Source organism: Lacrimispora sphenoides JCM 1415 (assembly GCF_900105615.1).
GTDB classification, from domain to species: domain Bacteria; phylum Bacillota; class Clostridia; order Lachnospirales; family Lachnospiraceae; genus Lacrimispora; species Lacrimispora sphenoides.
Genome location: NZ_LT630003.1, coordinates 4954719 through 4975872 on the forward strand (window position 1 = coordinate 4954719; position 21154 = coordinate 4975872).

22 protein-coding genes are annotated in these 21154 nt (G+C 45.0%); 18 read left to right on the forward strand and 4 right to left on the reverse strand.

What is annotated here, in order from left to right:
* Nucleotides 1-22: 22 nt before the first annotated feature.
* A complete protein-coding gene (gene sfsA, locus BMX69_RS22300; RefSeq protein WP_100043567.1) occupies nt 23-823 on the reverse strand; it encodes a DNA/RNA nuclease SfsA in 801 nt (266 codons plus the stop codon).
* 212 nt (nt 824-1035) lie between these two features.
* On the opposite strand from sfsA, the gene thrC reads away from it, so the two are divergent.
* Nucleotides 1036-2520 (forward strand): threonine synthase, encoded by a 1485-nt coding sequence (gene thrC / locus BMX69_RS22305; RefSeq protein ID WP_100043568.1) that lies wholly within the window; start codon nt 1036-1038, stop codon nt 2518-2520.
* Here thrC and BMX69_RS22310 read toward each other — a convergent pair.
* Nucleotides 2517-3926 (reverse strand): MATE family efflux transporter, encoded by a 1410-nt coding sequence (locus BMX69_RS22310; RefSeq protein ID WP_100043569.1) that lies wholly within the window; start codon nt 3924-3926, stop codon nt 2517-2519. The two genes, thrC and BMX69_RS22310, sit on opposite strands and share 4 nt — an antisense overlap.
* 177 nt (nt 3927-4103) lie before the next feature.
* Here BMX69_RS22310 and fba point away from each other — a divergent pair, with 177 nt between their 5' ends.
* Both fba and BMX69_RS22320 read left to right on the forward strand, forming a co-directional pair.
* The gene (gene fba, locus BMX69_RS22315) at nt 4104-4967 is read left to right on the forward strand and encodes a class II fructose-1,6-bisphosphate aldolase (RefSeq protein WP_100043570.1); all 864 of its coding nucleotides are present in this window, start codon (nt 4104-4106) and stop codon (nt 4965-4967) included.
* A 179-nt stretch (nt 4968-5146) separates the two neighbouring features.
* Nucleotides 5147-7264, forward strand: coding sequence for a glutamine synthetase III family protein (locus BMX69_RS22320; RefSeq protein WP_100043571.1), 2118 nt, complete (start codon nt 5147-5149; stop codon nt 7262-7264).
* 53 nt (nt 7265-7317) lie between these two features.
* Here BMX69_RS22320 and BMX69_RS24600 read toward each other — a convergent pair whose 3' ends face one another.
* Nucleotides 7318-7503 (reverse strand): PHP domain-containing protein, encoded by a 186-nt coding sequence (locus BMX69_RS24600; RefSeq protein WP_054790811.1) that lies wholly within the window; start codon nt 7501-7503, stop codon nt 7318-7320.
* Between the two features lie 166 nt (nt 7504-7669).
* Between BMX69_RS24600 and BMX69_RS24855 the strand changes: the two genes are divergently transcribed.
* The 14 genes from BMX69_RS24855 to BMX69_RS22385 all read left to right on the forward strand — a co-directional run bounded on the left by BMX69_RS24855 (nt 7670) and on the right by BMX69_RS22385 (nt 18870).
* Nucleotides 7670-7807, forward strand: a complete 138-nt coding sequence (locus tag BMX69_RS24855; RefSeq protein ID WP_242941318.1) for a hypothetical protein — start codon at nt 7670-7672, stop codon at nt 7805-7807.
* Nucleotides 7756-8115 (forward strand): AraC family ligand binding domain-containing protein, encoded by a 360-nt coding sequence (locus BMX69_RS22330; protein ID WP_242941319.1) that lies wholly within the window; start codon nt 7756-7758, stop codon nt 8113-8115. The genes BMX69_RS24855 and BMX69_RS22330 overlap by 52 nt, the downstream gene beginning before the upstream one ends.
* A gap of 125 nt (nt 8116-8240) precedes the next feature.
* Nucleotides 8241-9284 carry a M42 family metallopeptidase gene (locus tag BMX69_RS22335; RefSeq protein WP_100043572.1) on the forward strand — a complete coding sequence of 348 codons (1044 nt, stop codon included), beginning with the start codon at nt 8241-8243 and terminating at the stop codon, nt 9282-9284.
* A 94-nt stretch (nt 9285-9378) separates the two neighbouring features.
* Entirely contained in the window at nt 9379-9711 is a 333-nt protein-coding gene (locus BMX69_RS22340) for a PTS sugar transporter subunit IIA (protein WP_054790813.1), read from the forward strand.
* Between the two features lie 97 nt (nt 9712-9808).
* Nucleotides 9809-11143, forward strand: a complete 1335-nt coding sequence (locus BMX69_RS22345) for a 6-phospho-beta-glucosidase (protein WP_100043573.1) — start codon at nt 9809-9811, stop codon at nt 11141-11143.
* Nucleotides 11144-11349: 206 nt separating this feature from the next.
* Nucleotides 11350-11655: a PTS sugar transporter subunit IIB gene (locus BMX69_RS22350; protein ID WP_025231232.1), complete on the forward strand. Its 306-nt coding sequence runs from the start codon at nt 11350-11352 to the stop codon at nt 11653-11655.
* A gap of 60 nt (nt 11656-11715) precedes the next feature.
* On the forward strand, nt 11716-13104 hold the full coding sequence (locus BMX69_RS22355; protein WP_025231233.1) for a PTS sugar transporter subunit IIC: 1389 nt from the start codon (nt 11716-11718) through the stop codon (nt 13102-13104).
* A gap of 106 nt (nt 13105-13210) precedes the next feature.
* On the forward strand, nt 13211-13357 hold the full coding sequence (locus BMX69_RS24270) for a multidrug transporter (protein ID WP_115639883.1): 147 nt from the start codon (nt 13211-13213) through the stop codon (nt 13355-13357).
* A gap of 13 nt (nt 13358-13370) precedes the next feature.
* Nucleotides 13371-14762 (forward strand): glycoside hydrolase family 1 protein, encoded by a 1392-nt coding sequence (locus BMX69_RS22360; RefSeq protein WP_054790814.1) that lies wholly within the window; start codon nt 13371-13373, stop codon nt 14760-14762.
* A gap of 9 nt (nt 14763-14771) precedes the next feature.
* A complete protein-coding gene (locus tag BMX69_RS22365) occupies nt 14772-15224 on the forward strand; it encodes a DUF3284 domain-containing protein (RefSeq protein WP_054790815.1) in 453 nt (150 codons plus the stop codon).
* Between the two features lie 20 nt (nt 15225-15244).
* On the forward strand, nt 15245-15919 hold the full coding sequence (locus BMX69_RS22370; protein ID WP_025231236.1) for a GntR family transcriptional regulator: 675 nt from the start codon (nt 15245-15247) through the stop codon (nt 15917-15919).
* A 68-nt stretch (nt 15920-15987) separates the two neighbouring features.
* Entirely contained in the window at nt 15988-17082 is a 1095-nt protein-coding gene (locus tag BMX69_RS22375) for a DUF871 domain-containing protein (protein WP_100043574.1), read from the forward strand.
* 96 nt (nt 17083-17178) lie between these two features.
* A complete protein-coding gene (locus BMX69_RS22380; protein ID WP_054790816.1) occupies nt 17179-17397 on the forward strand; it encodes a hypothetical protein in 219 nt (72 codons plus the stop codon).
* Between the two features lie 51 nt (nt 17398-17448).
* Complete coding sequence (locus tag BMX69_RS22385) at nt 17449-18870, forward strand: PTS sugar transporter subunit IIC (protein ID WP_100043575.1); 1422 nt, start codon at nt 17449-17451, stop codon at nt 18868-18870.
* A gap of 113 nt (nt 18871-18983) precedes the next feature.
* On the opposite strand, the gene BMX69_RS22390 is transcribed toward BMX69_RS22385, so the two are convergent.
* Nucleotides 18984-19859: a Cof-type HAD-IIB family hydrolase gene (locus BMX69_RS22390; protein WP_100043576.1), complete on the reverse strand. Its 876-nt coding sequence runs from the start codon at nt 19857-19859 to the stop codon at nt 18984-18986.
* Between the two features lie 530 nt (nt 19860-20389).
* On the opposite strand from BMX69_RS22390, the gene BMX69_RS22395 reads away from it, so the two are divergent.
* Nucleotides 20390-21154 (forward strand): nucleoside phosphorylase, encoded by a 765-nt coding sequence (locus BMX69_RS22395; protein WP_100043577.1) that lies wholly within the window; start codon nt 20390-20392, stop codon nt 21152-21154.

The following is a 21154-nucleotide window of genomic DNA, read 5'->3' on the forward strand; positions in this document are numbered from 1 at the left end:
TTTTGAAAAGCTTCCTCACTTATCACGTCAGATAGACCGGTATAGGCATGTCCAGGGAGAGGGAATCCTCCGTAACGACACAATCATATGCTAAAATATGTACCCCGGCCTCCTTCGCCCTTTTTAACGCATCCGCAAATTCCGGATGCGTTTTTTTATTAGGCGTAAATGCTTCCATCTCTTTCATCTGGATGACAAACAGGATATAAGCCTCATACCCTTCCCTGTGGGCATTAATAAGCTCCTCCATGTGTTTTACTCCCCGCACCGTCGGCGCATCAGGAAACATGGCAAGGCCGTTTTCCTCCAGGGTGACTCCCTTTACTTCCATGAATGCAGGGATTTCCTCTCCATGCGTTTCCTTTTTTCCCGGCAGCACCGCCTGAAAAGCCAGATCGAACCGTGACTGGTCGTAGGTGACTTCCCGCCTGATATCCTTTATGGCCGGGCTGAAAAGGGAAGGTGTATCCTCCGTCTGATGAAAAGGCAGGGGAGAATTTTCCCGGATGGATTGCAGCCATTCGTACGCCGCCTGATTGGGGGCCTGGGAATCCATATTGATGAGGAGCGGCCCGCCATTTTCCCGTTCTTTCCATACCCCGATCAAAGAGTATTCTGTTTTTCTTCCAAGAGCCGCGGCCTCCGGATGAAACTGCACCAGCACCTTAACACCGGGGATAAGTAGCTCCCGGCAGCGCCCTGTATTTTTAACGTGACAGATCACTTCCGCTTCTCCATACCCCTCTTTTGAGATCAGGACGTGGGCAATAAAACGGTTGGGCCGGCTTACAAAGATCCCTGTCAGCATGTGTTCGTATCTCAATGAAGCTGTCTCTCCTTTCTGTATCCATGGTTGTATCTTACCATATAGAGAATAAAAATGGAACCCTAGTGTCTTTGGAGTAGATACAATCGTCCGTTGAGTGAAAACTTTTTTGCCCTTTTTTCTTGCACCGTTAAAGAAAGTGTGCTACAATGCTGGCAAGGTTTTTGATCCATCGACATTATAAGAGAGCAGGAAAGGAATAAAATACCATGGAAATATCCTATCAAAGTACCAGGGGCGGCGAAGCCGGTGTGACGGCTTCCCAGGCAATCTTAAAGGGTCTGGCAGCAGACGGCGGCCTGTTTATGCCATGTTTTATCCCAAAGCTTGACAAATCCATGAAAGAGTTGTCGGCGTTAACATACCAGGAAACAGCCTATGAGGTCATGAAGCTGTACCTTACGGATTACAGTTCCCAGGAGTTAAAGAGCTGTATTGAACAGGCTTATGACAGCAAATTCGATACAGAGGAGATCGCTCCTCTTGCCAAGGCTGATGGAGCCTATTATCTGGAATTATACCATGGAAGCACCATTGCATTTAAGGATATGGCTCTTTCCATTCTTCCTCATCTGATGACCGTTGCGGCAAAAAAGAATCAGGTAAAAAATAAAATCGTGATCCTTACCGCTACCTCCGGCGACACAGGAAAGGCTGCTATGGCCGGTTTTGCCGATGTGGAAGGAACGGAAATCATCGTATTTTATCCAAAGGATGGCGTAAGCCGCGTTCAGGAGCTTCAGATGGTAACCCAGAAAGGGGAAAATACCCATGTGGCCGCCATTCATGGAAACTTTGATGACGCTCAGACAGGGGTCAAAAAGATATTCGGAGATAAGGAATTTGCCCGCATGCTTGATGAAAAGGGCTTTCAGCTGTCTTCCGCCAACTCCATTAACATCGGCAGGCTGGTTCCCCAGGTGGTCTATTATGTTTACGCCTATGCAAAGCTCCTTGCCTGTGAAGAGATTTCTGACGGTGAAGAAATCAATGTTACCGTGCCTACGGGAAACTTTGGAAACATTCTGGCTGCCTATTTGGCAAAGCAGATGGGAGTTCCCATTAAGACCCTTATCTGTGCCTCCAATGAAAATAAGGTTCTTTATGATTTCTTTCAGACCGGGACCTATGACAGGAACCGGGACTTTATCCTCACCAGTTCTCCGTCCATGGATATTTTAATATCCAGCAATTTAGAGCGCCTGATTTATTTAAGTGCCGGATGTGATACAGGAGCCAATGCGGCTCTTATGAAGGAACTGGGCGATAAAGGCAGCTATACGGTAACCGCCGGTATGAAGCACTTTATGGTAGATTTTATGGGAGGTTTTGCAGGAGAAGAGGAAACCAAGGCAGCCATTAAGAAGGTTTTTGAGGATACCGGCTATTTAATCGATCCCCATACCGGTGTTGCAGCATGCGTATATGACCAATACAAGGCAGAGACAAAGGATCAGGCAAAGAATATCATTGCCTCCACGGCAAGCCCATATAAGTTTGCAGGAAGCGTTCTGGAAGCCATTGAAGGAGTACAGGAGGAGCCGGATGAATTCCGGATCATCGATCATCTGGCAGAGATATCTAAGGTTCCCGTTCCCCAGGCAGTAGAAGAAATCCGCACCGCACCTGTACATCATGATACAGTGTGCGATGCGGATAAGATGAAAGAAGCAGTTATAAGTTTTTTAAGCTAACGGATGTTCCGGTTGGCATACCGGCACCATTTTCCGCTTAAGACGCGGGTGGAGAAGAAGATGGCGCGAACCAGCCAGTCGATGGTCATGGCGATCCAGATTCCCATAAGTCCAAGGCCAAAATAAAGGCTTAATACGTAGGCCATGACAATACGGCAGATCCACATGGAACAGATGGAAACAGTCATGGTAAAACGGACGTCATTGGCGGCCCGCAGTCCGTTGGTCAGGCAGAAGGACAGGGGATGGATTATCATACAGCAGATGCTGTGGTAAAGCATCAGCTTATAAGCCAGGGCGCTGGTCTCGCCCGATAGATGAAACAGGCTGCATATGGGATTTAAAAACGGTATGATGGCAAGGTTTAATATCCACAGACAGATATATGCTGTTTTTAAAAGCTTTCCCATATATTTGCGGGCCTGTTTCAGTTCTCCGGCCCCTACACACTGTCCCACAACCGTTACCAGGGCTATACCTATGGCGCTTGCAGGGATAGTTTCCAGGCCGCAGATGGTGCTTGCTACCGCATTTGCAGCAATGGCCATGGTACCGAAGCTGGCGGTCAGACTGGATAGCAAAAGCTTTCCCAGCTGGAATATGCTGTTTTCCAGGCCGTTTGGTATGCCGATGTAGAGGATCTGGCGCAGCATCCTCTTGTCCGGGCGCAGACGGAACTCAATAGGGAAATTGCTCTGCTTTTTAAGAAGGGCAAACATAACCACTGCGGAAAGGATCCTGGAAAACAGGGTGGAAAGCCCGGCGCCTGCCACGCCCATTTGAAATACATAAATTAACAGGACGTTTCCTGCGATGTTGCAGAGGTTGGCACCCAGGGAGACCTGCATGGATACCTTGGAGTTTCCGGCTGTCCTGAAAAGGGCTGCACTGCTGTTATAAAATGCCAGAAATGGATAAGAGAGGGAGGATAAATAGAAATAAATTCTCCCGTTACGCATGACCTCCTGGCCGATCTCACCGTATATGAGCCTTAGAAGCTGCCCATTAAAGATCAGGGTCACTGCCATAATGGCCATGGAAAGCCCGCCCACAGCCAGGAATAGCTGGCCTGAGGCTTTGGCGACATTTTTTTCATCCTTCCGGCCGATGTACTGGGCCGTTACCACAGACCCACCAGCGGCCATTGCCCCGAATAATCCGATCAGAAGGACGTTTATGGTATCCACGATGGATATGCCGGACACGGCTTCTTCGCCGCAGGAGGCTACCATGATGATATCAGCCATTCCCATAAATACAGCCAGTATCTGTTCTATGACTAAGGGGAAAATCAACTGGCGCAGCTGTTTTCTGGAGAAGAGATCCATCCCTTCCTGGCGTTCCTGCATTTCTGTGGTTTCAGAGTCCTGTCGGCGGAAAATGCCTTGCCACATCTTTCGTTTCATAAAAAATCTCCTATTATGTATTTAGAACCTGCCCCCATTATAAGGCATAGAGGAAATAAAAGCAAAATGTAACTTTGTTATAAAAAAGACAATCTGGAAAAATTATTCTTTCCAAATAGGGTAAGATGGTATATAATAATATAGAGCAAGAGAAAAAAACAAATGGAGGTTTGTGATATGTTAGTTTCAGCAAAAGATATGCTTGAAAAAGCAAGAGACGGAAAGTACGCAGTTGGACAGTTCAACATCAACAACCTTGAGTGGACGAAAGCTGTTTTACAGACAGCCGAAGAACTGAAATCCCCGGTTATCCTGGGTGTTTCCGAAGGCGCTGGTAAATACATGACAGGCTATAAGACCGTATCAGCTATGGTGAAAGCCATGATCGAAGAATTAAACATTACAGTTCCCGTAGCACTTCATCTGGATCATGGTTCCTATGACGGCTGCTATAAGTGCATTGAAGCGGGATTTTCTTCCATTATGTTTGACGGTTCCCATTATCCTATCGCTGAGAATGTAGAAAAGACGACTGAGCTTGTGAAAGTCTGTGCAGAAAAAGGAATTTCCATTGAAGCAGAGGTTGGTTCTATCGGCGGAGAGGAAGACGGCGTAGTGGGTATGGGCGAATGTGCAGATCCTGATGAGTGCAAGCAGGTTGCAGACTTAGGCGTAACCATGCTGGCTGCAGGTATCGGCAACATTCACGGAAAATATCCGGATAACTGGGCTGGCTTAAGCTTTGAGACCCTGGCTGCCATCAAGGAGAAAGTAGGCGATATGCCTTTAGTACTTCACGGTGGGACAGGCATTCCGGAAGTCCAGATCAAGAAGGCTATCAGCCTTGGCGTTGCAAAGATCAATGTGAATACAGAGTGCCAGCTTACCTTTGCAGAAGCTACCCGTAAGTACATTGAGGCAGGCAAGGATTTAGAAGGCAAAGGCTTTGATCCACGTAAGCTTCTCGCCCCCGGTACAGAGGCTATTAAAGCAACTGTAAAAGAGAAGATGGAATTATTTGGCTCCGTTGGAAAAGCTTAAGGAAAATATTTTTCAAAAAAGTACTTGATTTTTTGGGAAAAATGGTTTAATTTAATTTAAGAACGATGGCGTTCTCCTTATACCGGGAGGACGCCTTTTCTGATTTATGCGCATATTCAGATCGCGAGGAGACTATAAAGGCAGTTTGACTTATCATAATATGGGAGGATGGAAAATTTATGAGCGAAGTTGTAAACGTAGCTGAGCTGTTTGGTAAGAATGTATTTAACGAAACCGTAATGAGAGAGCGCTTGCCAAAATCTGTTTTCAAAAAATTAAAGAAAACCATTGAGGATGGTGCAGTGCTGGATCCATCGATTGCAGACGTCGTTTCACATGCCATGAAAGACTGGGCCATTGAAAGAGGTGCAACTCACTATACCCATTGGTTTCAGCCTCTTACCGGAATTACCGCTGAAAAACATGATTCCTTCATTTCCGCCCCCACACCGGAAGGAAAGGTAATTATGGAGTTTTCCGGGAAGGAACTGGTAAAGGGAGAGCCGGATGCTTCTTCTTTCCCGTCCGGAGGCTTAAGGGCGACTTTTGAAGCAAGAGGCTATACCGCCTGGGATTGCACTTCCCCTGCATTCTTAAGAGAAGATGCCATCGGTGTTACTCTCTGCATTCCCACCGCTTTCTGTTCTTATACAGGAGAAGCTCTTGACAAAAAGACACCTCTCTTAAGATCTATGGAAGCCGTCGACGAGCAGGCTTTAAGAATCTTAAGATTATTCGGAAATACCACCTCAAAAAGGGTTACTCCTTCCGTTGGTGCCGAGCAGGAATATTTCCTGGTTGATCATGAAAAATATTTACAGAGAAAAGATTTAATCTATGCCGGACGCACTCTGTTCGGTGCGATGCCCCCGAAGGGACAGGAGCTGGAGGACCATTACTTCGGTTCCATCCGCGAGAGGATCGCGGCTTATATGAAGGAAGTGAATGAAGAGCTATGGAAGTTAGGTGTGCCTGCAAAGACCCAGCATAACGAAGTTGCTCCCGCACAGCATGAGCTGGCCCCTATCTATGAGCAGGCAAATGTGGCCGTTGATCATAACCAATTAGTTATGGAAACCTTAAAAAAGGTGGCTGGCCGTCATGGATTAAACTGTCTGCTTCATGAAAAACCGTTTGCAGGGGTCAATGGTTCCGGTAAGCATAACAACTGGTCTTTAACCACTGACGATGGAATCAACCTGTTAAATCCAGGGGAAACACCCCATGAGAACATCCAGTTCCTGCTGGTGCTTTCCTGTATCTTAAAGGCGGTTGACCGTCATGCGGATCTGCTTCGGGAATCTGCGGCTGATGTTGGAAATGATCACAGACTTGGGGCAAATGAAGCACCGCCGGCCATTATCTCCATATTCATCGGTGAACAGCTTGAGGATGTAGTGGATCAGCTTTGCAGCACCGGAGAGGCTACCCGTTCCAAGGCGGGCGGCACCTTAAAAACGGGTGTCAGAACCTTGCCTGATTTATTTAAGGATGCTACGGACAGAAACAGAACCTCCCCATTTGCATTTACCGGCAATAAGTTCGAATTCCGAATGGTTGGTTCCTCTGATTCCATTTCTTCGCCCAATGTGGTTTTAAACACCATTGCTGCTGAGGCTTTTAAAGAATCGGCAGATGTTCTTGAAAAGGCGGCTGATTTTGATACGGCAGTCCATGATATGATTAAAGAGCAGCTGGCAGCTCATAGAAGGATTATTTTTAACGGCAACGGCTATTCCCAGGCATGGGTAGATGAAGCTGAAAGAAGAGGTCTTCCAAACCTTAAGTCAATGGTTGAGGCGATTCCTGCTCTTACTACAGACGCGTCGGTAAAGATGTTTGAGGAGTTTAAAGTATTCACAAAGGCTGAGCTGGAATCCCGGGTTGAGATCGAATATGAGGCATACAGCAAAGCCATTAACATCGAGGCAAGAGCCATGATCGACATGGCCGGAAAACAGATCATCCCGGCAGCTGTGAAGTATGCATCTCTGCTTGCAGATTCCCTGGGGAAGGTAAAGGCAGCGTGTCCGGCAGCCGATACCAGTGTTCAGGAAGAGCTTCTCATAGAGGTAAGTGCTTATCTTTCCGATATGAAGGTAGCCCTGGCCGCTCTGTCAGATGCTGATGCAAAATGTACGGCAATCGAAGGGAACAAGGAACGGGCAAAAGCTTTCCGGGATGAGGTAGTACCTGTCATGGCAGCTCTCCGTGATCCTGCTGATAAGCTGGAAATGATCGTAGATAAAGAATTTTGGCCAATGCCAAGTTATGGAGACTTGATTTTCGAAGTATAATGGCAGAGGATATGAATAAAGGTGCCGTCCTGGCTGCAGGACAGCACCTTTTCTCATAGCTCCCAATATATGGGCTGCATGCGTTCAAAGGTACAGAATTGCTTGAATCCAATGTCTTTTAAGATTTTCTTTACTTCCCCAATATCAAGTCCCATAAGTATTGCCCTTTGTACGATTTCCTCCATAGGACACTGGGAATCATCACTGAAATAAGTGTGTATATGATAATCTGACAGCATATTCTGTTCCTCCAGCCTCATCTATGTATATGAATAAATTTTTTTGACCTTCTTTGCCGGTTTAAGATTTATATGATATAATGATAATGCACTGAGACCCACTTATCTAACACAATTATTTTTATTTATTATAACAATCGTATTTAGAGAAGGTGAGGAAAATTTGATGATAGATACCTATGTCATGCAGGATGCCTCAGAAATCCTCCGTTATGACCAGATGGGGATTCCGCTTTATATCAAAGGGATAAATTGTCAGATTATCCAGATTGGAAAGCCCTTTGCCACTGGCATGAAGACTTAGAATTTATCCGCATTTTAAAAGGTCAGATGAATTACCACGTAAATGGAAAACGGGTCTTATTGAAAAAGGATGACTGCCTCATGGTCAATACCAGACAGATGCACTACGGCTATTCCTACAATCGGCAGGATTGTGATTTTATCTGCGTTCTGTTCCACCCCCAGTTATTTACCGGGAATAAATTGCTTTTCCAAAGGTACATAGCTCTGATTATGGAAAATCAGGGCATGGAATATATTTATTTTGACGGTTTAAGCTGCTGGGGAAGAGAAACGGCAGCTTTACTTGATCAAATTTATTCATTATAAGAGCAGGCGGAGCTATTACTCCAAGCTGTTCTTACGAAGCTATGGATGTACTCCCAGCCAATTCAGGAATTTACATTTGCAGTAAATACCATAAAAAGAAAAGAGAAAGAAGAAGGTAGATCACCATGGAAACAATGTCATACGTCACATCAATTTTGGAAAAAATCGTAAATATCCCAAGCCCCAGCGGCTACACCAGGGAAGTCATGAATGCGATCCAGGAAGAGGCAGCAAAATTCGGTTTTACCTCTGTTTATAACAAGAAAGGCGGCCTCATCATTAAGGTTCCCGGACAGAAACAGGAGGTTTTAGGCTTATCCGCCCATGTGGATACTCTGGGAGCCATGGTCCGTTCCATTACCAAAACAGGGATGCTCACCATTGTGCCTGTGGGAGGTTTTATGATGGAGACCATCGAAGGCATGTACTGCAAGGTACATACCAGAACCGGTAAAACCTACACCGGGACCATTCTCACAAAAGAGCCGTCCGTCCACACCTATGACAATGCCAGAACTCTGGAGAGGAAGGTGAAAAATATGGAGATACGCCTGGACGAGTTGGTAGAAAACATCGATGATGTAAAGAAGCTTGAAATATCCCCTGGGGATTACATCAGCTTTGATCCCATGTTCGTCCATACGGAAAATGGATTTATCAAATCCCGCCATTTAGATGATAAAGCTTCTGTGGCAGTCCTTATGGGAGTTTTAAAGGATTTATGGGAGTCCGGGCATAAGCCGGAAAGGACCCTAAAATTAGTGATCAGCAATTACGAAGAGGTGGGATATGGCGCAAGCTGGATTCCGGAAGATATCGAGGAGTTTATTGCGGTAGACATGGGAGCTTTGGGGGATGACTTGACCGGGGATGAAAAAAAGGTATCCATCTGTGCCCAGGATTCCACCGGGCCTTATGACTATGAAATGACAAACCGCCTCATTGCCGTTGCAAAGGAGAGGGGCCTTGATTTTGCGGTTGATGTATTCCCTCACTACGGTTCTGATGTAGGAAGCGCCATCCGTGGCGGCCATGACATCTGCGGCGCTTTGATCGGCCCTGGAGTACACGCTTCCCATGGGACGGAACGGACTCATGAGAAAGGCCTGGAACAGACTCTGAAGCTGATTGAAGGGTATATTGGTCTTCCATTTTCCGGCAGGCCTTAAAAAAATATTTTCTCTTCTCTTTTTACTTTCTCTTGCAAAAAAAAGATGCTTGTGCTAGTATATAGAAAAATTTGACATAGGGGAGGAGTATACCATGGATGAGAATTATGCTGTAGCATTTCAGCTCATTATGAACGCAGGAAATTCAAAATCGCTTTCCATGATGGCGATGGAGTCTGCCAGGGAATTTAACTTTGAGGAGGCCGAAAAATACTTAAAAGAGGCGGAGCTAGAGATGAGGTCCGCTCATCAGTCCCAGATCGATTTGATCCAGCAGGAAGCCCAGGGGAATCCTGTTGATGTAAACATTATTCTGGTACATGCCCAGGATCATCTGACCATGGCAATGATGGCCAAGGATCAGGCGGCAGAGATTTTAAACCTTTATCGGATGATCAAGGATTTAAAGGATGCCATTGTAAAGTAAAAATAAATAAACATTTGCCTAATAACAGCCTTCTTGCACACTGACATAATCTCAGGAGTAAGAAGGCTTATTACAATCCAGGAAAAGGAGAGAGATTATGGAAGGAATCAAAATCGTTACCATTGGAGGCGGCTCCTCTTATACACCGGAACTGGTGGAAGGGTTTATCAAACGTTATGAAAAACTGCCTGTAAGAGAGCTTTGGCTGGTGGATATTGAAGCAGGAAGAGAAAAGCTGGAGACCGTAGGTGCCCTTGCACAGCGCATGGTTAAAAAAGCGGGACTTCCCATGAAGGTGATTCTGTCTTATGACAGGCGGGAGGCCTTAAAGGATGCAGATTATGTGACCACACAGATGAGAGTGGGGCTATTGGATGCCAGAATCAAGGATGAACGGATCCCCTTAAGCCACGGCATGATCGGCCAGGAGACAAACGGGGCGGCAGGTATGTTCAAGGCATTCCGGACCATTCCGGTAATTCTGGATATTGTAAAGGACATGAAAGAGCTTTGTCCGGAGGCATGGATGATTAACTTCACCAATCCTGCTGGAATGATCACAGAGGCAGTGTTAAGATATACGGATTATAAAAAGGTGATCGGCCTTTGCAACGTGCCGGTCAATATGGTAAATGGTTTTGCCAGACTTTTAGATGTGGAGCCGGAGCGGGTGACGATGGAGCTGTCCGGCTTAAACCACCATATTTTTGCAACCGATGTATTTGTGGATGGCCAGTCAAGGCTGGAAGAGATTCTGGAAATCTATCAGCACATCAGTTCCGAAGATGCAATTTCCATGAAGAATTTCTCTACCCTGCCATTTTCACCGGAGTTTATCCGGGGGCTTCACTGTATCCCCTGCCCCTATCACAACTATTATTACTTTACCAAAGAACAGCTGGAAGAGGAGTTAAAGGAATACAAGGAAGGCCGGGTCCGGGGCGAAGTGGTAAAAAAGGTGGAGGAGGAACTGTTTGAGCTGTACAAGGATGAGAACCTGGATGTAAAGCCAAAGCAGCTGGAGATGAGAGGTGGTGCCAGGTACAGCGATGCTGCCTGCAACTTAATCTGCTCCCTGCACAATAATACCGGTGATATCCAGTATGTAGACGTACGGAACAACGGGACGATCACAAACCTACCGGCAGACAGTGCGGTGGAAGCAGCCTGCATCATCACAAGCGGCGGTCCAAAGCCCATTGCCGTAGGCGAGTTAAAGCCCCAGATTAACGGAACCATACAAACCATAAAGACCTTTGAGCGCCTGGTCTGCGAAGCGGCTGTCACCGGAAACCGGGATCTGGCAGTGACGGCTCTCAACATGAATCCTCTTTGTGCAAGCGATCACGATGCCAATGCAGTCATTCATGAATTGTTGGAGGCCCATAAAGAATACCTCCCTCAATTCTTTAAAAACGAAAGTCAAGAATAGAAAAAAGCTGTGAAAATGACTGAAAAAGTCTATTTCACAGCTTTTTTTATAGCGTAATAACGAATAATGTTTATGTTGAAAGGGGAAATTATAAATTATTAAATAAAAAGTTTATTTTTATTTTAGAATTTGCTTGTGTTTTTGCATATGATATAGTATTATATGGGTAACGAGAAGTGGTCTAGACCACAGAAAGGGGTGCGAGGATGTATCATATTTTATTAGTTTGCTCAGCAGGAATGTCAACAAGCATGCTTGTAAAGAAAATGCAGGATGCAGCATCAGAAAAAGGCGTGGAGGCCACCATTTGGGCAGTGGGAGATTCTGAATCCGTTGAGGAAGTGAAGAAGGCAGATATAATTTTATTGGGGCCTCAGGTTCGTTATCTTGAGAAGAAGATGAACGAGAGAGTAAAAAATGAGAAACCTGTGCTTGTCATCGATATGATGGCATACGGCACGATGAATGGCGCCAAGGTACTTGATCAGGCGCTGGGGAAATTAAACGGGTAAGTATGAAAAAGTAACTCCCCGTTCCAATCGTTTAGGGGAGGAGAAAAAGGGAGAAAAAGTATGGGTGCATTTAATTCATTCATGGAAGCAAAATTTATGCCAATCGCAGCTAAAATTGGCTCCCAGAAACATCTGGTTGCCATTCGTGATGCCTTTATTGCCATCATGCCAATTACCATGGTTGGTTCCATAGCAGTTTTACTTAATGTATTTTTAAGAGATCTTCCAAACCAGGCAGGTATGACCGGCTTTGTCCAGGCAATGTCTCCAATCATCAGTGTTAACGGCAACGTATATTTTGGCTCTATTGTAATTCTTGCTCTGGCATTTGTTTTTGCCCTGGGCTACAATCTTTCTAAAACCTACGATGTAAACGCCATTGCAGGCGGAGTCATCGCATTTGCAAGCTTAGTCACCTGTATGGGACAAAGCGCTACCTTCAACTATGAACTTCCAGGTGTTGCAGCGGCGGCTGCCGACCAGCTGAAAGGTCTGGGACTTGATGTAACTGCCACAGCAGGCGGCGGTGTTGCATTAAACGGAGTCAGCGGCTGGGGATACTTAGGTTCCGGATACACCGGTTCCGGTGGTCTGTTTACCGCTCTGATTATGGGCTTTATCTGTACCATGATTTACATAAAGCTGATGCAGAAAAAGGTTACCATTAACCTTCCTGATTCTGTACCGCCAGCAGTAAGCAAAGCATTTGCGGCAATTGTACCAGGTGTAATCGCCATTTATGTTGCAGGTATCTTAACCCAGATCTGCATAACCGCAACAGGCTCCACCATTAATGATATGGTTCTCAGATATATCCAGAGACCGCTCCTCAGCTTGTCACAGGGCTTCTTCAGCGTAATCTTCATGGTATTCCTGATCCAGCTGTTATGGTTCTTTGGTCTCCATGGACACAACGTACTTGCTCCTATCATGGACGGAATCTACTTAACGGCACTGAACCAGAACATTGAGGCATTTACCTCCAGCCAGAGCGCTGCGAATCTTCCATACTTATGGACCCGCGGTTCCTTTGATGCCTATTGCCAGATGGGCGGCTCCGGAATCACCTTAGGACTTATTATAGCAATCTTCCTGTTTTCTAAAAGGGATGACCAGAAAGCCATTGCCAAGCTGTCCTGGCCCATGGGTGTATTTAATATCAATGAGCCGATCATCTTTGGTATGCCGATCGTATTGAACCCTGTATATTTGATTCCATGGCTGATCGTTCCTCCGGTATGTGCGGCCATCGCATACGGCGCAACTGCTATAGGCCTGATCCCGCCGGTATTCGTAGCTGTACCTTGGGTAATGCCTGCAGGCATCTACGCCTTCCTTGCAACAGGCGGAAGCATAATGGCAGCGATAGTATCACTGTTTAATCTGTTTATATCTTTTGCTATCTGGACACCATTTGTAATGATGGCAAATAAGATGAAAAGCGAATAGTAACTTAGTTTAAGAAGGAGCTGCCAGACCAGTTCACAGGGGTTGTCCTGACAGAACTGATTTGGCAGTTCTTAAGTTTAGCAGAGAAAGAAGGGGAGAGAGCTCCATGAAAAGTTGGACCATATTTTTAATTGCCATTGGCTGCCTGTTCATTACTGTATCACCCCAGCTTCCATCCCCTGCCATGTATATGACCGTTGGTCTGATATTTGTACTGTTGGGTGCAGTCATGCTGATAAAGAAAAGGAAATAAGGGGGTATAAGATATGAGACTTAAGTTTCCGGAAGGGTTTTACTTTGGAAGTGCAACCAGCGCCACCCAGTGTGAGGGAGGTGCAGAAGATGACGGGAGAGGCAAAAATATCTGGGATTTGTGGTATGAGGAGGAAAGCTTTAAATTTCATGGAACCATTGGCCCGGCCATTACCTCTTCCTTTTACCAGAATTACAAAGAAGATATTCAGCTGATGAAGCAGACGGGCCATAATTCTTTTCGGACATCCATCAGCTGGTCCCGCCTGTTTCCGGAAGGGTTTGGTGAGGTGAACGAAAAAGCGGTTGATTTTTACCGCAGCCTGTTTCTGGAATTAAGGGAAAACGGGATCGAACCATTTGTAAATCTTTACCACTTTGATATGCCGGTAAAGCTGCAGGAGCAGGGAGGCTGGGAAAACAGGAAGGTCGTGGATTATTATAAGGATTATGCCTGGATCTGCTTTAACTTATTCGGAGATCTGGTGAAGCACTGGTTTACCTTTAATGAGCCTATCGTTCATGTAGAATGCGGATATCTGCAATGCTATCACTATCCCTGCAAGGTGGATCCCAAAGCGGCAGTTACGGTGGCTTATCATACGGCCCTTGCCAGCGCTTTAGCGGTGAAGGAATATCACAGTATGAAGCAGGGAGGAAAGATCGGGATTGTCTTAAACCTGACCCCGGCTTATCCCAGAAGTTCCCACCCGGAGGATGAGAAGGCGGCAAAGATAGCCGAGCTGTTCCAGAATAAGAGTTTTCTGGATCCTGCCGTTAAGGGAACTTATGATCCGGAGCTGGTAGCTCTCATAGAAAAGCATGGATTACTGCCGGAGGCTTCTAAGGAGGACCTGGAGATCATCCGTCAAAATACAGTGGATTTTCTGGGAGTAAACTACTATCATCCGTTCCGTGTCTGCGCAAAGGCCAGCCTGCCTAATCCATCAGCTCCATTTACGCCGGAATATTATTTTGATATCTATGATATGCCTGGTAAACGGATGAATCCATACAGGGGTTGGGAAATCTATCCCAGAGGCCTATATGACATCGCTCTTAACATCCGTGACAACTATGGAAACATTGAATGGATGGTCACGGAAAATGGTATGGGCGTGGAACATGAAGGACGTTTTAAGACAGATGGTATGATACAGGATGACTACCGCATTGAGTTCTATGAGGAGCATTTGACCTGGCTTCATAAGGGGATAGAAGAAGGAAGCAATTGCATTGGATATCATGTGTGGACCTTTGTGGACTGCTGGTCATGGCTCAATGCTTATAAAAACCGTTACGGGCTTGTGGAGCTGGATTTGGAAACACAGAAACGAACCATAAAAAAGTCGGGTTATTGGTATCAGGAGCTGCTTAAAAACAACGGTTTTGAAACGGGCAAATAGGAGAGGCATATGGAAGTAAATCAAAAACTGAATGTAGAGGCAAAGGAATTCTTCAATGCCCTGGCAACCTCGGTTGCTTATGATATCAGCCAGGCTACAGGGAAAAAGGTAAATCCAGACCAGGTTTATTCCGGTTTTCGCTATAAAAAAAAGATGAAAAATAAGATGGGGCAGGAAAACCATGTGGATGTGATGATCAAGCAGTTTTTATCTCCCAGCTGCTATGAGGCAAGCTTCCGTACTTCCCATGGGACGAATGTAATATTTTACGAGATCGAAGATAGTAAAGACGGAAACATTATGGTACACTACAGGGAGGTATTTGAGGGGGAGAGTACTTCCTACTCCTTAAACTATAAAATTGTCTCCTGGTTCTATCAAAAAGGTTCCAGAAAGAGGGTTACCAGGATGCTGTCATCCATGGAAAGCTTCATTAAGGGACAGAGGATAAAAGAGAATTAAATGTGATAAGAGGTGATACAATGGGGGCTCCGAAATATCAGAAAATAAAACAGGACCTTATGGAAGAAATTAAGGATGCGTCTGTCAATACCCCTATTGCATCAGAACGGGAACTGGCCAGCCGGTATAATGCAAGCCGGATGACTGTGCGCAATGCTTTAAATGAACTGGTGGAAGAGGGAGTATTATACAGAGATAAAAATAAAGGCACTTTTGTTGCAGACCAGAGGCTGATGAAAAAAAATACGTCTGCAGAGACTTTAAATAAGCCCATGGATGATACTTATGATTATAATGTGATCTATTTCAGCTCCTGCTTTTCCGATGAAAAGGTCGCTGCCTGTCTGGAAATCGGATCTGAGGACCGGATGATCCGGATCGTGCGCTTAAACCGGAAGAATGGAAAGCCTGTAAGTGTTGAAGAAATCTATCTGATCCAAAGCCTGATCAATGACAATGATTACAACAACTTAAATAAGCTTTTGGATCTGAAGGGGTATATTGATGAAGGATCGGTTACACAGAAGTTTCTTCCTATTATAGTGCCTGTAAAATATATAAATCTGCTTCACGTAAAGCTGGATACTCCGATTATTATGGTTGAGAGCACCATTGTAAGCAAAAGCGGCAGCCCGGTCGTGTATATCAGAGAATTTAACAACCCGACTGAAAAAATAATTGAGATAACCACATAACAGAAATACCCTGCGGGTATACCATTATGCCCTAAAAGCTGGGCAGGAAAGTGGAAAGGTGTTTAATTATGGGAAGACTTGGTATCTCCCTGTATCCGGAGCATTCCACTCCGGAACGGGATAAGGAATATATCCGACTGGCGGGCAAATACGGGTTTCAGCGGATTTTTACCTGTTTATTGAGCGTGGGGAATAAAAATAAAGATGAGATGATCCTAGAATTTCGGGATATGATTGATACGGCCCATGAATCCGGTATGGAAGTGATACTGGATGTGGCGCCTCCTGTTTTTGAAGCACTGGGAGCTTCCTATGACAATCTGGCTCCCTTTAAAGAAATGCATGCAGACGGGATCCGGCTGGATGTAGGCTTTGACGGCATGAAAGAAGCTGCAATGAGCTATAACAGCGAGGGACTGAAGATCGAGCTGAACGCCAGCACCGATCCAAGCTATGTGGCAAATATCATGAATCATCATCCGGTGCCGGAAAGGATCATTACCTGCCACAACTTTTATCCTCAGAAATATACGGGAATCAGTCTGGAGCATTTTGATTACTGTAACCGGGAAATGAAAAAGCACGGACTTAAGGTTGCGGCCTTTGTATCCAGCAACAATGAAAATACCTTTGGACCCTGGCCAGTGAATGAGGGATTGTGTACTCTGGAGATGCACCGGGGCCTGCCTGTGGATGCACAGGTACGGCATCTGCTTGCAACCCGTATGGTAGATGATGTGATCATCGCCAATGCCTATGCTTCTGAAGAGGAGTTAAAGGCCTGTGCCTCAGTGACTCCTGGAAAGCTGATGTTTGGTCTTTGCCTGGAAAAGGAACTGACGGAAACAGAGCGGGAGATTCTTTACTTTGGACGGCAGCATGCGATCAGAGGCGATATCAGCGAATATATGATACGGTCCACTTGGCCGAGAGTAGTCTTTGCTGACAAGTCTATTCTTCCTGCCAATACCCGGGATTTAAAACGGGGGGATGTTGTGATTTTAAATGACGGATATTCCCGTTATAAGGGAGAGCTGCATGTTGTTTTAAAGGATATGCCTAATGACGGAAGAAAGAATGTAATCGGCCATATACCTGACTATGAACTGGTACTGCTTGATTACATTAAACCCTGGAAATTGTTTGGTTTTACTGAAGTATGATTTGCATGATTCATGCAGGCATATAACAACAGCCTTTTCACGGTCTCTGGAGAGAGACGTTAAACATAACTACTACATAACTATAAGGAGGTATATATGATTACCATTTCCAGTCCCATGCAGCAGGATAATATTAAAGAACTATTATCTAATTACAGGGAAGGTGATGTAACATTTACTTTCAGTAAAAAAGAGGGCATAAAACTCTTTTTTGAAGTGACCGGTAATCCGGCGGAGGCTGCAATAAAAGCAAAGGAATTAATTAAAAATACAACTTGGGGCAAGGTTCTTTATTTTCAAGCACAGGCTGTATAGTGGTTATGAAATCTGGTAAATTAAATACTTATAGATAGCAGGAGGACTTTCATGAATACAATTGTAAAATTTATAGAAAGAAAATTTTTACCTGTAGCTGTCGTAATAGGTTCTCAAAAGCATTTACTTGCTCTTAGAGATGCATTCATCAATTTGATGCCCCTGACTATGGCTGGTTCTATGGCTGTTCTTTTAAATGCGCTGTTGCGCGATATACCCAATACATATCTGGGCACCGGTAACGGTGTTACTACTTTTCCCCTTGTTTCATGGATTATTTCTTTAAACGGAATTGTCTGGGGGGGAACCCTGGCGGTTATGGGCATCATGCTTTCAATTACCCTGGGTTATACGATAGCAAAATCTTATGATGTTAATAAGGTAGCTGGTGCTATTGTTTCACTTGCTGCATATCTTATGGGATTGCCTCAAAGCGCCAGTACATCCACCACCCTTACTTTAAGTGATGTGCTGCCTGCTAATATTGCAGACATGATTCAGGCTTCAGGTGCAACAATCGCTACAGCCGATGGTGTGTCCACTATAACAGTTACAGGTAGTGCCTGGGGATTTTTTAACTTTTCAGGCTACTTTGGAGCTGCGGGAATGTTTACTGTTATATTATTCTCTTTTTTATCGGTGATAATTTTTGCGAAACTGATGAGGAAAAATATTACAATAAAACTTCCTGAATCTGTTCCGCCTGCAGTGTCTCGTGCTTTTTCTGCCATCATACCAGGTGTTATATCACTTTATGGATCGGCTATCATCTATTTCGTACTTAAACAGAGCTGGGCGTTAGGTACCCAACCTGTCAGTGACTGGATAACAGAACATATACAACAGCCATTGCTGGGCATATCACAAGGCTATGGTTCGGTATTTATAATTGTATTGCTTGTGCACTTACTGTGGTTCTTCGGATTACATGGCACAAATATAATGGGAGCTGTTTTGAACAGTACTTATGGTGTTGCCCAGCTGCAAAATTTAGCTGCTTACGAGTCTGGCGCTGAGATTCCTTATAAATGGGTTTCAGGTTCTTTCGAGGCATTTGTGTGGCCTGGCGGTGCTGGTGTTACAATTGCTCTTATTGCTTCAATTTTAATTTTGTCAAAACGAGCAGATTATAAAATGGTGGGCAAGTTAGGTCTGGGACCGGGATTATTTAATATCAACGAGCCAATCATGTTCGGTATACCTGTAGTTCTTAATCCTTTGCTGATTGTGCCGTTTATTCTGGCTCCGCTTGCAACAGCAACCATTTCATATTTTGCTACGATCTGGGGTCTGGTAAGCCCGGTTGTTATCAGTGTTCCATGGGTGATGCCTGTCTTCTTGAGCGGATTCCTCGCTACAGCAGGCGACTGGCGTTCGCTCGTACTTACTGCTGTCAATATGGTTGTTGCCTTTGCAATATGGGCGCCATTTATTATTGCTGCAAATGGAGTAGACTCTCCATCAGAAAACTAAAAACCTGTTGATTAAAAAAACGGCGTACATCTGATATGATTCAGATGTGCGCCGTTTTTAAAATTTATCATTAAAGATCAGTAAGAATGCTTATATTCTTAATAGTAAGTACTTCAGCTGTTTTCCTGAAACACAAGCTTGCGAATGGCCCAGGCAACCCCATCCTCTGTATTGGATTTGGTGTGATATTTTGCTGCATCCCGGATACAGGGCATGGCATTTTCCATGGCGACAGTCCATCCGAATTCCGGAGTGAACATGGACAGATCATTGTCGCTGTCTCCGATCACCATCACATCCTTAAGAGAGATTCCTTTTTGTTCTGCGTATGCTTTCAGAATCAGCCCTTTCTGAGCAGCCTGATTGGTCAGCTCTATATTGTCAGGGAAAGAGGAGGCCGCAGCCAGATCCGGATAGTCTGAGAAAATTTCTTTTAATTCTGCAGCCTTTTGAACAGGAAGTCCGTTGCTGCATATCTTAAATACATCACTGCCCTCAGGAAGCTCTTCAAGAGAGGAAATAAAGGTCGTGGATTCCATCCGGTTTTGTACGGCATCTTCCAGCTCTTGGGAAATGTAATCAGGAGAGGGGCTGAATTTCTTTTTTAAGAAGGAGTATATCTCGTTTAACTTCCGCTCTTTCGGGGTAGTGGTATACCGCCCCAAGGAAGTAAGAATATCCATATCTGCCTGCTGCTCTGTAAGGATCCGATCTATATCTACAAGGTTCTGAGGGGTAAGAGGAATCTCACTCAGTATTTCACCATCCTGACTGTATACGGCAGCCCCGCTTAAGCAGATGTAGCTGCATGTGATATCACAGGCATCCATAACGGCTTTTGCTTCTTGATAATCCCGTCCGCTGCAGATTAAAAACTCTATGCCCGCGCGCTCAAGCCTGCGGATCGCATCTACATTGGCTTTTGAGATATTGGTCTGAGGGTTTAAAAGGGTGCCATCCATATCGGAGGCGATCAGTCGGATGCTCATAGCAAGTAATCTCCTTTGTCTAGTTATGTATTCTTGTTCTCATACTTAGCTTATCCTAAATTTGACTGTTCGTCAATGAAGAGGGGCCAGAGAACCCTAATTTCATCAGTTTTCCTATCTTTTATCAGATTTCCTCCCCTCCTTTTTACAAACCCCACATATAGCTTTTAACAATGAGGTCTTTTTATTTTCTCCCGTCACCGAGGCGGAATGTTTTGGGTATTGTATGGTTCAAGGGGATGGCACCCGCCCCTCTTTCAGAAGTTGGATAAGGGAGTTTGTCACATTGTTTCTGATGTTAATCCAATTAATGCAATGATTTGCACAATTATTCTAAGGATATTCATTCTCTATATCTAAAAGATACCCATTAAAATTTAAGACATTTGTCTTTTTTTGTATATTTTGCACTTAAAAAAACCAATTTTGAAAGAAAACATATTGACAACTTGGCAGCCAAGTGATATTCTAATGCCAACAACTTGGCTGCCAAGTTAAAAACGATAAAAATACCAGAAGAGGAGGAGAATATGGAAAAATTGAAAATGATGCATATTGGTATCTCAAAAGGCGATGTTGGAAGGTATGTTTTTTTACCGGGGAGCCCGGAGAGGGCAGAAAAGATAGCCGCTCATTTTGACAATCCAAGGGAAATTGCATACAACCGTGAGTTCAGGACCTTTGTGGGAGAACTTGATGGAACGAGAGTGGCTGTTACCAGTACCGGAATCGGAGGACCTTCTGCCGCCATTGCAATGGAGGAGCTTTACCAGTGCGGAGCGGATACCATGCTTCGCATCGGTTCCGGCGCTTCAACTTCAGAAAAGGTGAAGACAGGGGACATCGTGATTCCCAATGGAGCAATCCGGATGGAAGGCGTCAGCAATCATTATTTGCCGATGGAATTCCCTGCGGTTCCGGACTTTTCCATGATAAAAGAGCTGGAGGCCGCGTCTGGACGGCTGAATATGCCCTATAATGTGGGGGTTACCATTACAAAAGCTTCCTTTTACAGTCAGACTCAGCCCGAGAAAAAGCCGGTAAAGGATGAGATCCTTCATAAATGGAGTGCCTACGAGGCAGGCGGTGCCACCTCTACAAGCATGGAATGTTCCACCCTGTTTCTGGTAGCGGCTAGCTTAGGGATTCGGGCAGCTTCCGTTTTAGTAAGTGCCACGGATTATAAGAATTCCCCGGAAAAGGACAGGGTACCCCTTACGGAATTGGAAAACAGAGTGATTCTGGTTGGCATTGAGGCGATGAGAGCCATAATAAAAAATGATTTGGTGGGGTGA

What these genes read in the sequence shown, in the direction of transcription:
- thrC (WP_100043568.1), top strand. Translation starts at nt 1,036, where the DNA reads ATGGAAATATCCTATCAAAGTACCAGGGGCGGCGAAGCCGGTGTGACG.
- BMX69_RS22310 (WP_100043569.1), bottom strand. Translation starts at nt 3,926, where the DNA reads ATGAAACGAAAGATGTGGCAAGGCATTTTCCGCCGACAGGACTCTGAA.
- fba (WP_100043570.1), top strand. Translation starts at nt 4,104, where the DNA reads ATGTTAGTTTCAGCAAAAGATATGCTTGAAAAAGCAAGAGACGGAAAG.
- BMX69_RS22320 (WP_100043571.1), top strand. Translation starts at nt 5,147, where the DNA reads ATGAGCGAAGTTGTAAACGTAGCTGAGCTGTTTGGTAAGAATGTATTT.
- BMX69_RS24600 (WP_054790811.1), bottom strand. Translation starts at nt 7,503, where the DNA reads ATGCTGTCAGATTATCATATACACACTTATTTCAGTGATGATTCCCAG.
- BMX69_RS24855 (WP_242941318.1), top strand. Translation starts at nt 7,670, where the DNA reads ATGATAGATACCTATGTCATGCAGGATGCCTCAGAAATCCTCCGTTAT.
- BMX69_RS22335 (WP_100043572.1), top strand. Translation starts at nt 8,241, where the DNA reads ATGGAAACAATGTCATACGTCACATCAATTTTGGAAAAAATCGTAAAT.
- BMX69_RS22340 (WP_054790813.1), top strand. Translation starts at nt 9,379, where the DNA reads ATGGATGAGAATTATGCTGTAGCATTTCAGCTCATTATGAACGCAGGA.
- BMX69_RS22345 (WP_100043573.1), top strand. Translation starts at nt 9,809, where the DNA reads ATGGAAGGAATCAAAATCGTTACCATTGGAGGCGGCTCCTCTTATACA.
- BMX69_RS22350 (WP_025231232.1), top strand. Translation starts at nt 11,350, where the DNA reads ATGTATCATATTTTATTAGTTTGCTCAGCAGGAATGTCAACAAGCATG.
- BMX69_RS22355 (WP_025231233.1), top strand. Translation starts at nt 11,716, where the DNA reads ATGGGTGCATTTAATTCATTCATGGAAGCAAAATTTATGCCAATCGCA.
- BMX69_RS24270 (WP_115639883.1), top strand. Translation starts at nt 13,211, where the DNA reads ATGAAAAGTTGGACCATATTTTTAATTGCCATTGGCTGCCTGTTCATT.
- BMX69_RS22360 (WP_054790814.1), top strand. Translation starts at nt 13,371, where the DNA reads ATGAGACTTAAGTTTCCGGAAGGGTTTTACTTTGGAAGTGCAACCAGC.
- BMX69_RS22365 (WP_054790815.1), top strand. Translation starts at nt 14,772, where the DNA reads ATGGAAGTAAATCAAAAACTGAATGTAGAGGCAAAGGAATTCTTCAAT.
- BMX69_RS22370 (WP_025231236.1), top strand. Translation starts at nt 15,245, where the DNA reads ATGGGGGCTCCGAAATATCAGAAAATAAAACAGGACCTTATGGAAGAA.
- BMX69_RS22375 (WP_100043574.1), top strand. Translation starts at nt 15,988, where the DNA reads ATGGGAAGACTTGGTATCTCCCTGTATCCGGAGCATTCCACTCCGGAA.
- BMX69_RS22380 (WP_054790816.1), top strand. Translation starts at nt 17,179, where the DNA reads ATGATTACCATTTCCAGTCCCATGCAGCAGGATAATATTAAAGAACTA.
- BMX69_RS22385 (WP_100043575.1), top strand. Translation starts at nt 17,449, where the DNA reads ATGAATACAATTGTAAAATTTATAGAAAGAAAATTTTTACCTGTAGCT.
- BMX69_RS22390 (WP_100043576.1), bottom strand. Translation starts at nt 19,859, where the DNA reads ATGAGCATCCGACTGATCGCCTCCGATATGGATGGCACCCTTTTAAAC.
- BMX69_RS22395 (WP_100043577.1), top strand. Translation starts at nt 20,390, where the DNA reads ATGGAAAAATTGAAAATGATGCATATTGGTATCTCAAAAGGCGATGTT.